General features: G+C 44.3%; 14 protein-coding genes. 13 read left to right on the top strand and 1 reads right to left on the bottom strand.

The window, feature by feature from the left end; translation table 11 throughout:
* Positions 1-6: 6 nt before the first annotated feature.
* Positions 7-567, bottom strand: coding sequence for a sigma-70 family RNA polymerase sigma factor (locus tag VB073_RS00945; protein WP_323402264.1), 561 nt, complete (start codon positions 565-567; stop codon positions 7-9).
* A 314-nt stretch (positions 568-881) separates the two neighbouring features.
* Here VB073_RS00945 and VB073_RS00940 point away from each other — a divergent pair, with 314 nt between their 5' ends.
* From VB073_RS00940 to VB073_RS00880, 13 genes are all read left to right on the top strand, one after another.
* A complete protein-coding gene (locus VB073_RS00940; protein WP_323402263.1) occupies positions 882-1,847 on the top strand; it encodes an ROK family protein in 966 nt (321 codons plus the stop codon).
* A gap of 354 nt (positions 1,848-2,201) precedes the next feature.
* A complete protein-coding gene (gene purH, locus VB073_RS00935) occupies positions 2,202-3,725 on the top strand; it encodes a bifunctional phosphoribosylaminoimidazolecarboxamide formyltransferase/IMP cyclohydrolase (RefSeq protein ID WP_323402262.1) in 1,524 nt (507 codons plus the stop codon).
* 26 nt (positions 3,726-3,751) lie between these two features.
* Positions 3,752-4,777, top strand: a complete 1,026-nt coding sequence (locus VB073_RS00930; protein ID WP_323402261.1) for a rod shape-determining protein — start codon at positions 3,752-3,754, stop codon at positions 4,775-4,777.
* A 115-nt stretch (positions 4,778-4,892) separates the two neighbouring features.
* Positions 4,893-5,741: a rod shape-determining protein MreC gene (gene mreC, locus VB073_RS00925; RefSeq protein WP_323402260.1), complete on the top strand. Its 849-nt coding sequence runs from the start codon at positions 4,893-4,895 to the stop codon at positions 5,739-5,741.
* Positions 5,738-6,253 carry a rod shape-determining protein MreD gene (mreD, locus tag VB073_RS00920; protein WP_323402259.1) on the top strand — a complete coding sequence of 172 codons (516 nt, stop codon included), beginning with the start codon at positions 5,738-5,740 and terminating at the stop codon, positions 6,251-6,253. Before mreC ends, mreD begins: the two co-directional genes overlap by 4 nt.
* Entirely contained in the window at positions 6,240-8,135 is a 1,896-nt protein-coding gene (locus VB073_RS00915) for a peptidoglycan D,D-transpeptidase FtsI family protein (RefSeq protein ID WP_323402315.1), read from the top strand. The genes mreD and VB073_RS00915 overlap by 14 nt, the downstream gene beginning before the upstream one ends.
* Before the next feature lie 16 nt (positions 8,136-8,151).
* Entirely contained in the window at positions 8,152-9,612 is a 1,461-nt protein-coding gene (gene rodA, locus VB073_RS00910; protein WP_323402258.1) for a rod shape-determining protein RodA, read from the top strand.
* A 45-nt stretch (positions 9,613-9,657) separates the two neighbouring features.
* Complete coding sequence (locus VB073_RS00905) at positions 9,658-10,434, top strand: SDR family oxidoreductase (protein ID WP_323402257.1); 777 nt, start codon at positions 9,658-9,660, stop codon at positions 10,432-10,434.
* A gap of 14 nt (positions 10,435-10,448) precedes the next feature.
* Positions 10,449-11,741: a hypothetical protein gene (locus VB073_RS00900; protein WP_323402256.1), complete on the top strand. Its 1,293-nt coding sequence runs from the start codon at positions 10,449-10,451 to the stop codon at positions 11,739-11,741.
* A gap of 108 nt (positions 11,742-11,849) precedes the next feature.
* A complete protein-coding gene (locus VB073_RS00895; RefSeq protein ID WP_323402255.1) occupies positions 11,850-12,191 on the top strand; it encodes a nitrous oxide-stimulated promoter family protein in 342 nt (113 codons plus the stop codon).
* A 9-nt stretch (positions 12,192-12,200) separates the two neighbouring features.
* Positions 12,201-13,064 (top strand): LuxR C-terminal-related transcriptional regulator, encoded by an 864-nt coding sequence (locus tag VB073_RS00890; protein WP_323402254.1) that lies wholly within the window; start codon positions 12,201-12,203, stop codon positions 13,062-13,064.
* 471 nt (positions 13,065-13,535) lie between these two features.
* Complete coding sequence (locus VB073_RS00885; RefSeq protein WP_323402253.1) at positions 13,536-15,431, top strand: methylmalonyl-CoA mutase family protein; 1,896 nt, start codon at positions 13,536-13,538, stop codon at positions 15,429-15,431.
* A gap of 93 nt (positions 15,432-15,524) precedes the next feature.
* On the top strand, positions 15,525-15,920 hold the full coding sequence (locus tag VB073_RS00880; RefSeq protein WP_323402252.1) for a four helix bundle protein: 396 nt from the start codon (positions 15,525-15,527) through the stop codon (positions 15,918-15,920).
* The last annotated feature ends 49 nt before the right edge of the window (positions 15,921-15,969 follow it).

Here is a 15,969-nt window from a genome sequence, read left to right as displayed (position 1 = left end):
CATTTTTTAATCACTTTTTGAATAAAATTTTTTTATTTTTTTTATGGCCCGATAGATGATATTTGCAACAGATTGATAATCCATATTTTGGCGTTCAGCAATTTCGCTTAATGAAAGCCCTCCAACAAACCTGTAATAAACAATCTCCTTTTGTCGGGTGGTCAGGATCGACCAGATACGATCAACAACAGCCTTTTGCTCTGTTTCTTCCTCCGAACTGATTAATTTGTCGATTATACTCTCAGAATCTTCCCAATATTCTTCATCGATAGAATTCTTAAACTTGTTATAACTTTGTTGCTTGCGGAATGCCATCAGAATGGAGTTTTTTAGCGCTGAGACCAGATATAATCTGATATTATTTGTCGTTCCCAGATTTTTCCTGTTTTCATATATACGTACAAAAATATCGTGGATACAATCTTGTACCAGGTCTGTATTATCGGTTAAAGTAAGGCCATATGTAAAAAGTGTCTGGGCATACTTGCTGTATATGAATTCGTATGCGCGATCATTTCCTGCAAGAAATTCATTCCAGATAAAAACATCATCCTCCGTGTTGTACATATCTTTACTCTACCCGTTCTTTGATATAATAAGAAACTATTTAATGACGAAGATTTTTATTTACTTCTATGAATTTTAAATAGTTTGAAAGTCTCAGTTTGTTCGACTACAAAGAAAGAAATTAAAATCAAAAAGAAGAAATAATTTGTATAAAAAACAAAAATTAAAAGACTAATAATAAGAAAAAAACGACAGATAGAAGAAAAATGAAATAAATCCCTCACTATGGAGCCATTTTAACAAAAAAGTCCTATATTTGTGCGGATAAAAAATTGAATAATCATTCATTGACTAACTTTTAATAAAACAAATCTATGGATAAACCCTATGCAATAGGTATTGATGTCGGCGGTACCAATACCGTGGTCGGCATTGTTGACAAAAGAGGACAGATTTTAAAGAGTGGCAGTATCAAAACATCCAAACATACTCAGGTAGAAGATTATCTGGATGAATTGACTGACCTGATTGAAGATCTTATCGCGGGAACAACCACCAAAGATCAGATCAAAGGAATCGGTGCAGGTACCCCCAACGGTAATTATTTTACCGGAAGTATCGAGTTTGCACCCAACCTTCCCTGGAAAGGAGTAATCCCTTTTGCCCAGTTGCTGGAAGACCGGGTGGGTATTCCCGTAGCACTCACCAACGATGCCAATGCTGCAGCTATTGGAGAGATGACCTATGGTGCAGCCCGCGGAATGAAAGATTTTATCGTAATCACACTGGGTACAGGTGTGGGTAGCGGTATTGTCGTGAACGGACAGTTGGTGTATGGGCATGACGGCTTTGCCGGTGAACTTGGGCACGTGATTATGCGCCGTCACAACGGCCGTCTTTGCGGGTGCGGAAGAACCGGATGTCTCGAAGCATACTCTTCGGCAACAGGTGTGGCACGTACAGCTCGTGAATACCTCGAACTGAAGCCTGACACACAGACTCGTCTCCGCAATATCCCCGCTGAAGATATCACCTCCAAGGATGTATTTGATGCCGCTGTGGCTGGAGACGAACTCGCCAAAGAGATCTTCAAATTCACCGGTGAGATGCTGGGTGAGGCTTTTGCCGATTTTGTGGCTTTCTCAAGTCCTGAGGCGATTATCCTTTTCGGAGGTCTTTCCAAAGCGGGTAATCTCATTATGGATCCTATCCGTGAAAGTATGGAGAGGAATATGTTACCCATCTTTCAGAATAAAGTACAACTGATGTTCTCCGAACTCAAAGAGAGTGATGCAGCCGTATTGGGTGCCAGCGCATTGGGTTGGGAAGTAAGAGGTTGATTTTTTTTCATGACCATATATCAATGGGGGCTGCTATTTAGCGGTCCCTTTGTTTATATCCCGGGAGTAACAAATAATCAATACGAATGGAATGAAACACTTTTGTAACAGGAACTTCATATTAACTTAACCGGTTTTATGCAGTTCCGACAGGAATCAGCGTTACCTTTGTGCTTTCATTCTCTCTATTTGGTGGTAAATGGATCATTTTACCACATGGGGTTCAGCTTGCAAGTGATTGCCGGCTGTTTTTTTTCAAATTTATGCAAAACTAACAAGTCTATTGACAAAAAAGAGCGATAGATTTTATACCTTTGTACTCATTTTAAAAATAATGACTTAAACGGACACATAATGTCAAAAAAAATTCAAACAGCCCTTATTTCGGTCTACCACAAAGATGGGTTGGAGGAAATACTTCGGGAACTACATCTTTTACGGGTTAAATTTATTTCTACCGGCGGTACACAGGAGTTTATCCAGTCTTTGGGCTATGAGTGCGAAGCAGTGGAAGATGTCAGCAGTTACCCCTCGATTCTGGGGGGAAGAGTAAAAACCCTTCATCCGAAAATATTCGGAGGAATACTTTACCGTCGCGACAATGAGAGTGACAAGAAACAGGTGAAAGCATATGATATACCGTCTATCGATTTGGTAATTGTAGATTTGTATCCTTTCCGGGAAACGGTTGCTGCAGGAGGAACAGAGGAGGAGATCATCGAGAAGATCGATATAGGAGGAATCTCCCTTATACGTGCTACTGCGAAGAATTATAAGGATGTCATTATCATAGCTTCGAAAGAACAATACAAGCCGTTACTCGCCTTGCTCAAAGAAAAGAAAGGGTCTTCCGACATAGATGATCGTCGTCGTTTTGCAAAAGAGGCTTTTATGGTTTCATCCGGTTATGATTCGGCAATCTTTAGTTATTTTGACGGTGATGGCAACACGGCGCTTCGTATTGCCCAGGATGGCGGAAAGCCTCTCCGTTATGGAGAAAATCCTCATCAGCAGGGGCTCTTTTACGGTAACTTTGATGATGTGTTCGAGCAGCTTCATGGGAAAGAGATATCCTATAACAACTTACTTGATATTGATGCTGCCGTATCGCTGATTTCTGATTTTGATGAAACAGCTCTGGCAATCCTCAAACATAACAATGCTTGCGGTATGGCTTGCCGCCCGACAGTGAAAGAGGCGTGGGACGCAGCGTTAGCCGCTGACCCGGTATCTGCTTTTGGTGGTATCGTCGTCACCAACAGGTGTGTAGACAAAGATGCTGCTGTAGCTATTAACGAGCTATTTTTCGAAGTAATCATTGCCCCTGAATACGATAAAGAAGCTTTGGATATTTTGTTCCAAAAGAAAAATCGTATAATTTTGGTGATGAAATCGAGTGAGAAAACTACACAACGGATGCAATACCGTTCTGTACTGAATGGAACACTCGTACAGGATAAGGATATGAGTGTCGAAACTGCTGATGATCTGCAGGTGATGACAGCCAAGACTCCGTCGGCGAAAGAAACGGAAGATCTCCTCTTTGCTAATATCCTGGTCAAGCATACCAAGTCGAACGCTATTGTACTCGTGAGGGATAAGCAACTGATCGCCAGCGGTACAGGACAGACCTCAAGGGTTGATGCGCTGAACCAGGCAATTGAGAAAGCGGGCACATTCCATTTCGATCTGCAGGGTGCAGTGATGGCCAGTGACGCTTTCTTCCCTTTCCCCGATTGTGTGGAGATTGCACACAAGGCGGGTATTACAGCTGTGATTCAACCTGGCGGCTCTGTCAGAGATGGGGAGTCGATAGACTACTGCAACCAAAATGGCCTTTCCATGGTGAAAACCGGAGTAAGGCACTTCAAACATTAAAAACAATATTGCATAATAGTATAATTATGGGCTTATTTTCATTTACACAGGAGCTGGCAATGGACCTCGGTACTGCTAATTCCGTTATTGTGAACAACGCGGGAAAGATACTTCTGGACGAACCCTCTATCGTCGCACTGGATCGCAAGACCGATAAGATGATCGCTCTGGGTGAGAAAGCGAGACAGATGCACGGTAAAACACATGAGAATATTCGTACGGTGAGGCCGTTGAGGGATGGTGTTATTGCCGATTTTAATGCTGCCGAGCAGATGATCCGGGGTATGATTAAAATGGCAAATAAAAATAAAGGTGGACTTTTTTCGCCATCCTTACGTGTCGTTATTTGTATTCCTTCCGGTAGTACTGAAGTGGAAATCCGTGCGGTGCGCGACTCGGCAGAGCATGCCGGTGGCCGTGATGTCTATATGATCTTCGAGCCGATGGCTGCCGCCCTTGGGATTGGACTCGATGTGGAGGCTCCCGAAGGAAATATGATTGTGGATATAGGTGGGGGTACTACCGAGATCGCAGTGATCTCTCTCGGCGGCATCGTCTCCAATAAATCGATCAAGATCGCCGGTGATGATTTCACCGAAGATATCCAGGATTATATGGGACGTCAACATAATATAAAGGTGGGTGACCGTACCGCTGAACAGATCAAAATCCAGGTAGGTTCCGTGGTGACCGAGCTCGATAATCCGCCGGAAGATTTTGTCGTGCATGGCCCTAACAGGATGACATCTCTTCCCATGGATGTACCTGTATCCTATCAGGAGGTTGCCCATTGCATCGAGAAGTCGGTATCCAAGGTCGACTCAGCTGTACTGAGCGCGTTGGAACAAACACCTCCCGAATTGTATGCTGATATTGTACGTAACGGCATCTACCTGACCGGCGGTGGCGCTTTGCTGAGAGGTCTCGACAAAAGACTGTCGGAGAAGATAGGTATCCCTTTCAGAGTAGTAGACGATCCGCTCCATATGGTAGCAAAGGGAACCAGTATTGCGTTGAGGAATATTGATAAATTCACCTTTTTGATGCGATAAACAGGATTTAGGATGTTAGATATAGGATATCAGATATAGTATCTAGGATGTCTGATGTTAGATGTAGGATTTCAGATATAGGATTTAGAATGTAAGATATCAGATATAGGTTTAGATGCGTAATCTTTTTAACTTTATCATTCGGAATAGTCACTGGTTGCTTGCCACACTGTTGGTAACATTCAGTTTTTATCTCGTTTTTACGCATAACTCCTACCAGCGTAGTGTCTATCTTACCTCTGCCAATCAGGTGACAGGATGGTTTTACACATTCACCAAAGATGTTACAACCTTCTTCCATCTGAAGAAAAATAATCAGTTATTGCTGGAGAGAAGCGCAGAAATGGAACGGGAAATTCTGTCGCTTAAAGAGAGACTAAATATCCTTACTGCAGCCGATTCCACTAAAGTGACGGCTTTTGTGAGCGATTCCGTTCCTATGCCCCAATTCGATTATATCCCTGCCGAAGTGGTCAATCTCAGTTTTTCCGGGGTTAATAATTTTATTACGATCAATAAGGGATCGAAACATGGAGTCAAACCCGATATGGGAGTGATTTCGGCAGGAGGTGTAGTGGGAGTGGTATCCGTTGTTTCTCAAAACAGATCGGTTATAATTCCTCTCATTAACCCCAAATTCCGGTTGAGTGCCCGATTGAAAAATTCTGAAAATTATGGTTCTATTTCGTGGGACGGGACAAGTATAGGGGAGGCACAATTGCAGGAATTGCCCAAACATGAGATCTTTCATAAAGGTGATACGGTGTTGACCAGTTTTTCCCGTATTTTTCCAAGAAATACGATTATTGGTTTTGTGAGCAGTGAAGGCTGGTCGAAGGATGATAATTTCAATACGTTCAATGTTCGGCTGGCTACTAATTTCTATAGATTGCAAGACGTGCTGGTGATAGACGATACCTATTACCAGGAACAGAAACAACTCGAAGATATGTTACGGCAATGAAACTGAATTATATTTATGAAATAGTGCTTTTTTTGCTGCTGATATTGCTTCAGACATTGCTCCTGAACCGGATCAGCCTGTTCGGTTTTGCCACTCCGGTTCTCTATATTTATTTTCTGCTGAAGCTGCCTGTGGGTAGAAGCCCCTATTATGTGATTATTTTCGCCTTTCTGATGGGACTGATCATCGATATCTTTTTGAATACGCCGGGAATGAATGCCGCTGCAATTACCATTGTGGCTGCCTTCAGGGAAAGTATTATGGGGCTTTTCTTTGAGAGGGAAGGGTACGACGATTTCGTGCCCGGCATCAATACTGCTGCCGGTCCTTTCGTGCGATTCACCATCTTTATGGTGCTCCTGCATCTCACGTTGTTGTTCTTTATTGAATCGTTCACACTCTTTAATCTGAAGAATACACTGCTAAGGATTGGAACCTCCTCCATTGTCACAATCCCGTTGATTATTGCCCTGGATAGTTTAATGTTTAGGAGAAAACCTGGTGAACAATAACAATCCCCTCGCCAAAAGACGATATGTTATTGCCGCCATAGCGGTAATAGTTGTATTGGTCTATCTGTTTCAACTGTATAATTTACAGTTGATGAGCCCTCAATACAGGCATTACGCCGATAGTAACGCCTTCCTGCGGAGAACTCTCTATCCGGCAAGGGGAGCCATTTACGATAGAAACGGTAAACTACTTGTTTATAACAGGCCCACTTACGATGTGATGATGGTAGTGCGGGAGATGAAACAATTCGATACACTCGATTTCTGCCGCACACTCAATATAGATATAGAGCGGTTTCATATACTGAATGCCGATATGAGAGATCGTCGCAAGAACCCCGGTTATTCATCCTATACCCCGCAACTGTTCATGTCACAACTCGATGTGGAAGAGTACGGACTATTACAGGAAAAACTCTATAAATTCCCTGGCATCTATATCCAGGGCCGTACCGAGCGGCAGTACAATTATCCCAATATGGGGCTTGTACTGGGCTATGTGGCTGAGGTGGATCAGAACAAGATCGCCACCGATCCTTATTATGTAAGGAAGGACTATGTGGGAAAATCGGGGATTGAATTGTCTCATGAAGTGGATCTACGGGGTGAAAAGGGGGTGGAGATCCTGCTGCGGGATGCACATGGAAGGGTGCAGGGGAGATATGAAGAGGGAGCTCATGATAAAGCGCCCGTATCGGGAAAGGACCTGACCCTGGGTATCGATATCGATCTGCAGGCTTATGGCGAGAAGTTGATGCACAATAAAGTGGGAGCCATCGTGATGATCGATCCCAAAACGGGGGAGATACTCTGCATGGTTTCGGCGCCTACTTACGATCCGGTGCTGCTTACCGGGAAGAGCTCCAATTTCAGTGCCAATTTCCGTCAACTCGAGAGTAACCCGTATAAACCCCTTTTGCACAGGGCGATCGCTGGTGCATATCCTCCGGGATCTACATTCAAACCCGCACAGGGACTTATTTTTCTGCAGGAAGGTATTATCACCACTCAGACTCACTATTCCTGCTATGGTGGATACCCTCCGTTGGGAGGACGTCCTGGCTGCCACCCCCACGGATCGCCACTGTCACTTCAACCGGCGTTGGCCACTTCCTGTAACTCCTACTTCTGCTACGGCCTTAACGCCATGTTGAGCAACAGGACGAAATACGAGTCGACAGGGGCGGCTTTGGACGTCTGGCGCGATTATATGGTGAAATTGGGATACGGTTACAAGCTGGGAGTAGACCTTCCCTTCGAGCAAAGGGGATTGATTCCCAATTCCAAGTTTTATACGAATATATTCAAATCAGGACGTTGGAATGCCCATAGCATCATCTCGATTGCTATCGGACAGGGAGAGATTTCGGCTACACCCCTGCAGATTGCCAACTTGGGAGCGATGATAGCCAACAGGGGATATTATTATACACCTCATGTGGTGAAAGAACGGAAAGGAGCACCGTTGGATGAAGCCTATACAACACGTCATGAATCGGGTATCAACAGGGAATATTTTGATGTAACCGTCGCAGGAATGAGGGATGCCGTGACTATGGGTACTTGCCGGGGAATAAACCTGTCGCCGTTGGTGGATGTGTGTGGAAAAACCGGTACCTCGCAGAACCCGCATGGTGACGACCATTCAGTATTTATGGGATTTGCACCGAAAGATGATCCGCAGGTGGCCATCGCGGTATTGGTGGAAAACGGCCGCTTTGGAGCTACGAACGCAGTACCCATCGCGAGGCTGATGATGCAGAAATTTTTTATGGGTGAGATCCCCGAGAGCGATCAATGGCTGGAGACTACCATCGTAAACCGTGCAATACAGCCTTCCTGGTATCTCAGAAATCTGCCTTCACTTCCGCCGAAGAACTAATAAAAAATGGGATACGATGGTTTATCAGGCAAATAACGATATACAGGAAAAGGGGAAAGTAGACAAGATAACTGTCATTTTCTACCTCCTTTTTGTGCTGCTTGGATGGCTTAATATCTATGCTGCCAGTTTCGATCTGGAAAATGCCAAGGGTTTGTTCGATCTTTCTACCCGGGCAGGGATGCAGTTGGTCTGGATAGGAACTTCCCTTCTACTGGCTTTTGCATTGTTGAAAATCGATATTGCTTTCTACGAAACCTATGCTTTTCTTTTTTATTTGGCAGGCATTCTATTGCTGATAGTCACACTTCTGGTAGCGCAAGATATCAATGGCTCCCGTTCCTGGTTGATCATCGGGCCGGTGCGCTTGCAACCTGCCGAATTTATGAAATTCACTATCGCCCTGGCGCTTGCCAAGGTATTTAATTCTTACGGTTTCCACCTGATGGAACGAAAAAATCTATTGCTGATAAGCGGTATCATCCTGTTACCGGTGATCCTGGTGATTGCCCAGAGTGAAACGGGCACGGCACTGGTATATCTAAGCTTCATTTTGGTGATGTACAGGGAAGGACTGCCGGGTGGCTTCCTTTTTATGGGTATCGCCGCCATCATCTATTTTATTCTGGGAATCCGATTTTCAGATAGCCAGATGGGGACGCTCTCCATTGGAGAGTTTATCACGGTTATTCTGATCATTGTTTTCTGTGCGGCCATGGTCTGGAATTATATAAAACGTCTGAGTAGTTCTCTTATCCTTTTGCTATCGGCAGGCACAATCTTCCTGATGGCTTTCGTGGCTACCCTTCTTTCCGTGAAGGTAGACTGGGGCATTATCGCTATTATAGCCTTGTCTTTTACCGCGCTCTTCCTCTTATTCAATTTCTTCCGTTACAGAAGAAAAACGTATCTCTATATTTTCCTGTTTCTGATTGGCTCTTTTGCTTTTCTCGAATCGTCGGAATATGTGTTTTATGATGTATTGCAACCACACCAACAGATGCGTATCAAGGTGACGCTGGGGATGGAACAGGATCTGAGTGGTGCGGGATACCATGTGGGACAATCCAAGATCGCTATCGGTTCGGGTGGGCTGACAGGAAAAGGATTCCTTAACGGTACGCAGACGAAACTCAAGTACGTTCCGGAACAAGATACCGATTTCATCTTCTGTACCATAGGTGAAGAGCATGGTTTCATCGGCTCCGCAGTTGTGTTATTGCTGATGATGATATTTGTGCTCCGCTTACTTCGTCTGGCTGAGCGACAGACAACTGTTTTTGGACGTACCTATGGCTACAGCGTGGTAAGTGTCTTCCTCTTTCACATGATTGTCAATATCGGTATGGTGATTGGTATTATGCCCGTTATCGGAATCCCTTTGCCTTTCTTTAGTTACGGAGGTTCATCACTCTGGGGGTTTACTATCCTGCTTTTTATTTTTCTCCGGATCGATAAATCGAGAAAACGAAGTTGATATCAACTAAAAAAAGTGTATTTTTGCCATAGTATGGATAGAAGTATGCAAAAAACAGCATTGATCACCGGCGCATCTAAAGGGATAGGAAAGGAATTGGCCATTCTTTTCGCGGAAAACCATTGTGATCTGATCATTACTGCCCGTAGCGGCGACAGATTGATGTTGTTGAAGGAGCAATTGGAGAGCCGGTATGGTGTTACTGTCTATCCCGTCGTAAAGGATCTTTCACTTTCCGGGGCGGCAGGGGAACTTTTCCGGGAGGTTAAGGAAAAAGGATGGGAGGTGGATTATTTGGTCAATAATGCCGGTTTCGGTGATTATGGATCATTTGTCGATACTTCCTGGGAGTGCTATGAAGAGATGATCACACTGAATATCACTTCGCTTACCCAACTCACCCATCTCTTCGTGCAGGAGTGGAAAGGACGTAAAAAAGGGCGAATATTGAACCTTTCTTCCACGGCAGCTTTCCAGCCCGGGCCTATGATGGCGGTATACTTTGCCTCTAAAGCATTTGTGCTCCACTTGTCGGAAGCATTGGGAAATGAGTTGGAGAATGACCATATTTCAGTTACCGCACTCTGCCCTGGGCCCACCAGTACTCATTTCGGTGAAGTATCGAATATGAACGCGTCCCAGTTAGTGAAGAACGTGAAGATAGCAGATGCGAAAGAGGTAGCTGAACTGGGATTCAGGGCTATGATGAAAGGTAAGCCCGTGGTCATCCATGGTACTATGAATAAATTGGCCCCATTCGGTATTCGATTCCTGCCGAGAAAATGGGTCACACGGCTCTCTGCGAAAATAATGCGTAAGTAAAGAGCGTAAAAACAATGAATCTGCTCATCGGCATATGTCTGACGGGACTGCTCGCGACAACAGCCGCAAAGGCTTCACAATATCCGGCAGACTCACTCTTACTCTATTTCAAACAAGTAGAGGATGCAACTTCTTTATATCAGGGATTGTGGGATAAAAATATTTATGGGCCCATTCTACTTGTAGATCCGGAGACGAGAGAGGCTTATGCCAACCGACCCGATGCGGAGGGTCTCCTGACATTCGAGAATGGCCTCTACAAAGGAATATTACCCAAAGCTGTACCTCTTTCCAATACCGATATCCGGTGGAGCGGCACTCATTGGGCGATGATCAAACTGCCGTTATCCTACAACGAGCAGGACCGTACCGATCTTATTACCCACGAATTGTTCCATGTGGCCCAACCATCACTCGGATTTCAGTTCCAAAAGGAGGAAAACGCCCATCTCGACCTTCGGGAAGGACGAATTTATCTGCGTCTCGAAATGGCTGCTTTGGAGGCTGCATTGAGGGCTCCAAGAGCCAATCGTGCCGAAGAACACCTGAGGAACGCACTGCTTTTCAGAAAATACCGGTATGTGCTCTACCGGGGAGCCGAGACAAGGGAAAACAGCCTCGAAATGCTCGAAGGACTGGCTACATACACCGGGCAGATAATGAGTGGACGTGATAAGTGGCAGTGGCGTGAATATCTCATCCGGCGGATCGGAGATTTTGAAAAGGTTCCCTCATTTGTCCGTTCCTTTGCTTATGAAACAGTTTCGGTGTATGGATTCTTCCTGTATCAGAAAGATAACAACTGGAATAAAAGAATTAATGGTGATACCCAACTCACTGAACTCTTTTCGGATGCATTTGGTGTAGAGAGGCGCATCCTGTTGCAATCCTATGTCAAACAGGTTGCCGAAGAGTATGGGGGATGGGTCATTGCCGAAGAAGAATCGAAGAGGGAGTTTACCCATAATATCCTACTCGATATCTACCGGGAGAAATTTTTTGAACGGCCATGCCTCGAAATCCGGTTGGAAGAGATGGATATGGCTTTCGATCCGTTAAGCCTGATTCCTCTTGATGAGGATGAAGGAACGGTTTATCCCACCATCACTCTTAGTGATAGTTGGGGTATCCTTGTTGTGGAGAAGGGAGGAGTACTACTCCGGAATGATTGGCGATGGGCAATTGTCTCGGCACCATTGGAAATAACAGATGAGAAAGTTGTGGGAAAAGGATGGATTATTGAACTGAACGATGGATACCGGATCAGTCAGAATTCAGAGGGTAATTATCTGATTTCAAGAAAATAATCGTATTGTTTCTACTGGATCATTAGGGCTTGGTATAGAAGGAAAATGAAAAATCGATTTGGCTGTAATAAAGAATATGGCTATTTTTACAGTTTAGGAGGGAAATGAATGAACGAAAGGGAGAAAAAAGTTGTCAGCAGTATGATTGCACTTTACTGTCGTTCCAAACACGATTCCGGGAGGGAATTATGCAAAGGGTGTCAATCATTGGAACAGTATGCTCTACTTCGGTTGGAATGTTGTCCCTTTGGTGAAGGAAAGCCTTCCTGTGCCAGTTGCACCATTCATTGCTATCAGAAAAGTATGAGGGCGAAAATTAAGGAGGTGATGCGCTTTGCCGCACCCCGAATGCTTTTTTTGCACCCTTTGGCTACTATTCGCCATTTATATCAGGAGCGCAAACGCGATCGCAATTACACGGCCAAAACCAAAGTAAATCAAAATAGATAAGTGCCATTATTGAATCGAAATAATATTATAGCAGATGTGCTACTGGAGCACAATGAGATTATTCCTGTACTGAACCGTTTTGGAATACGGCTTGGTGTGGGTGATAAGACTATTTTGGAACTGTGTGACGAGCATTCACTCAACCCCGATTTCATCCTGGCTATCCTCAATGTCTACCTCGACGAAAATTATCTCCCGGAGGCATCACTCTCTCTCTTCGATGCCGAATCGATAGCGGATTATTTTCAGTCTACGGTAGAAAGTTATATCCACGAACTGATACCTAATATAGGGAAACACTTGAATGCCTTTATTGCCATCAGCGCTCCGGGAAACGAGGAGTTAGGAATGCTCAATAATCTCTTTGTGAAATTCAAGGATAAAATGACCGAGCATCTCCAGAATCAAACCCTTTTCGATGACGACTTCCCTTATGAATTACTTCATGATCTGAAGAACATCCTGATCAGACACCTCTCCAAGGAGCTAAATCAGAACCTTCTTTATGCGATCATCTTTTCTGTTCATTCCTTTGAAAAAGATCTTACCATACACAATCGGTTACGCGAGAAAATATTGCGCCCGAAATTGAACGAACTCGACTCAACCGGTATCCGGCACCTCCACCATGCTATTACCGGTGAACATGCTCAACAACACCCCGCACAACATGCACATCAACTCACTAACCGCGAGGAGGAGATCCTTCGCCTTATCGTAAGGGGATACCTCAACAAAGAGATAGCCGAAAAATTACATATCAGCCATAATACGGTACTTACACACCGGAAAAACATCATTTCTAAAACAGGAATCAAAACCGTGTCAGGGCTTACTTTCTACGCCATTCGGAGGGGATTGATATCGATGTGAGGGAAGAGTGTTAGATTGTTAGAGCCAAGACTGTTAGACTATTAGAGCCAAGACTGTTAGACTATTAGAGCCAAGACTGCTAGATGTTTAGAATCAAGACTGTTAGACTTTTAGAGCCAAGACTTTTGGACTTTTAGAGCCAAGACTATTAGAACCAAGACTGTTAGAACCAAGACTGTTAGACTTTTAGATAGTTAGAGCCAAGAGCCAGGACAGTTAAAGTCAGGGCGGTTAGAACCGGGAGCCGGGGCTTTTGAGTTTTGGATTTGAAATTTATCAATCTCATTCAATCTATATCAATTATCAATTCAACGGTTCAACGACTCAATAAAATCATCGCTTGGACAGTTCAATAATTAAGAGCGTAAATACTTTTTAAAGAGAATAAAAAGAATTATTTTTGTTCTCTTTTAGCACCGGTGGATCCGGTTTTGATAATGCAACTTCAAAATAATAAATAAATAGAGAATTATGAGTAATCAGAGAGAGAAACTTTTCACAGGTTTTCCTCCGGTTTCCACCGAAGAGTGGATGGATGTTATCACAAAGGACCTGAAAGGGGCCGACTTCCAAAAAAAACTGGTATGGAAAACCAACGAAGGGTTTAATGTGAATCCTTTTTATCGTGCGGAAGATATCGAGGGATCCCTGGCCGTTGAAAATCTGCCGGGGCAATTTCCTTATGTACGCAGTACCAGAAAGGATAATAAGTGGTATGTGCGTCAGGAGATCAATGTGAAGAACTTTGCAGAAGCAAATGGGAAAGCACTTGTTTTGCTCGAAAAGGGTGTTACCTCATTTGGATTTCGGTTGCCGAAGAATGAACTTTCGGCAGAGAACCTTGCAATCCTCCTTCAGGGTATCGCCCCCGATAAGGTAGAGCTGAACTTCAGTACCTGTATCTCGCGTACGATCGATCTGGCACGGTTGGTGGTAGACTATGTCCGTTCACGGAATCTTAATGTGATGGAATGCTTTGGCTCGATTGAATTCGATCCGTTCAGGAAAATCCTGAAAAAAGGGATTGATGAACCCAATTGGGTGGAAAAGGTAGTGGAAATAATAAAAATTACAGCACCGCTTCCCCGCTATCGTGCTATTACCGTATCCGGAGACAGGATGAACGATGCCGGAGCCTATAGCTATCAGGAGTTAGGTTACAGCCTCTCCTACGCAAACCAGGTGCTCTCGGCGCTGATTGAGAATGGTATCGACCCCTCCATGGCAGCCAAAAAGATAAAATTCGAACTGGGTGTAGGTGCCAACTACTTCATGGAGATCGCAAAGTTCCGTGCTGCCCGCTGGCTGTGGGCTGAGATCGTGGATGCCTATAAACCACCTTGTGCACATGAATGCGATAACAAAGCACCCGACGGTACCTGCCGCTGTGCCGCTAAAATGAATATCCATGCCTCTACTTCTCGATTCAACCAGTCGTTGTATGACCCCTACGTGAATATGTTGCGGACACAGACAGAAGCTATGTCAGCCACCATCGGTGCTGTCGACTCACTTACGGTACGTCCATTCGACGAGGCTTTTGAAACTCCTACTGCTTTCGCGGAACGTATTGCCGTGAACCAACAACTGTTGCTGAAAGAGGAATCTCATTTTGACAAGATCACCGATCCTTCCTCAGGATCATACTATATTGAAATGCTCACCTCTTCGTTGGCCGGACAAGCCTGGAAGCTGTTCCTCAAAACTGAGGAGACCGGTTTCTATGCAGCCATCAAGGCCGGTACGGTACAAGATGCTATCAATGCTTCGGCCGATGCCCGCTTCAATGCCATGGCCAACCGTCGTGAAATACTGTTGGGTACCAATCAGTATCCCAACTTTAATGAGGCCATGAATACCAAAATTGAAGATAAGTCGTGCCACTGCGGTTGCGGAAACGATGATGAGCAGGAGAGGCCGCTCAAGCGACTCAATACACGCCGTCTTTCCAATGCATTCGACGAACTGCGTCTGGCTACCGAACAGAGCGGAAAACGCCCCAAAGTGTTTATGCTTACCATCGGTAACCTGGCTATGCGTCTGGCACGTTCACAGTTCTCAAGCAATTTCTTTGCCTGTGCCGGTTATGAGTTGATTGACAACCTCGGATTCAAGACAGTGGAAGAGGGTGTCAATGCAGCCCGCGCCAAAGATGCCGATGTGGTGGTATTATGCTCAAGTGATGACGAATATGCTGATTTGGCTCCCGAAGCTTATAATCATCTCAAAGATGGAAAAGAGGTTTTCGTGGTAGCGGGTGCTCCCGCATGCATGGATGACCTCAAAGCGATTGGCATCGAGCATTTCATCAATATACGCAGTAACGTGCTGGAGACATTGAAAGCATTCAATCAGAAGCTTTTTTAGAACCAAGACGATTAGAATCAAGACGATTAGACAGTTAGAATCAAGACTATTAGAGTCAAGATAAATAGAATCAAGAAAGTTAGATTTAAGACAATGCATAACTTCAAGAAATTAGAGATTTGGAAAAGGGCCGTGGCGCTTGTTACAGAAGTCTATCAATTAACCCAGGCTTATCCACAGCACGAGGTTTTTGGGTTGACTTCACAGACACGTAGGGCAGCCACTTCCATTCCTTTAAATATATCAGAAGGTTCTGCAAAGTCCAGTGATAAAGATTTTGCCCGTTTCCTGGAAATTGCCGTTGGCTCATCATTTGAACTTGAAACTTCCTTAATTATCGCATCTAATTTATCATATATCAGTAACGATATGTTAGAAGAGTTCCAAGTCAAAATAGGTGAACTCCAAAAGATGATTTTTGCATTTGTCAATGGTTTAAAAAAGCCAAGCAGTCCGATAGTCTTGACTCCTGATTCTCAAAGCCTATAAGTCTTGACTCTAAAAGTCTATAAGTCTTGCTTCTAAAAATCAAAAAATC

The organism is Proteiniphilum sp., from assembly GCF_034927365.1.
Lineage (GTDB): Bacteria > Bacteroidota > Bacteroidia > Bacteroidales > Dysgonomonadaceae > Proteiniphilum.
The sequence above is the reverse complement of the archived record's forward strand: the minus strand, read 5'-3'. Positions and strand labels throughout refer to the sequence as shown.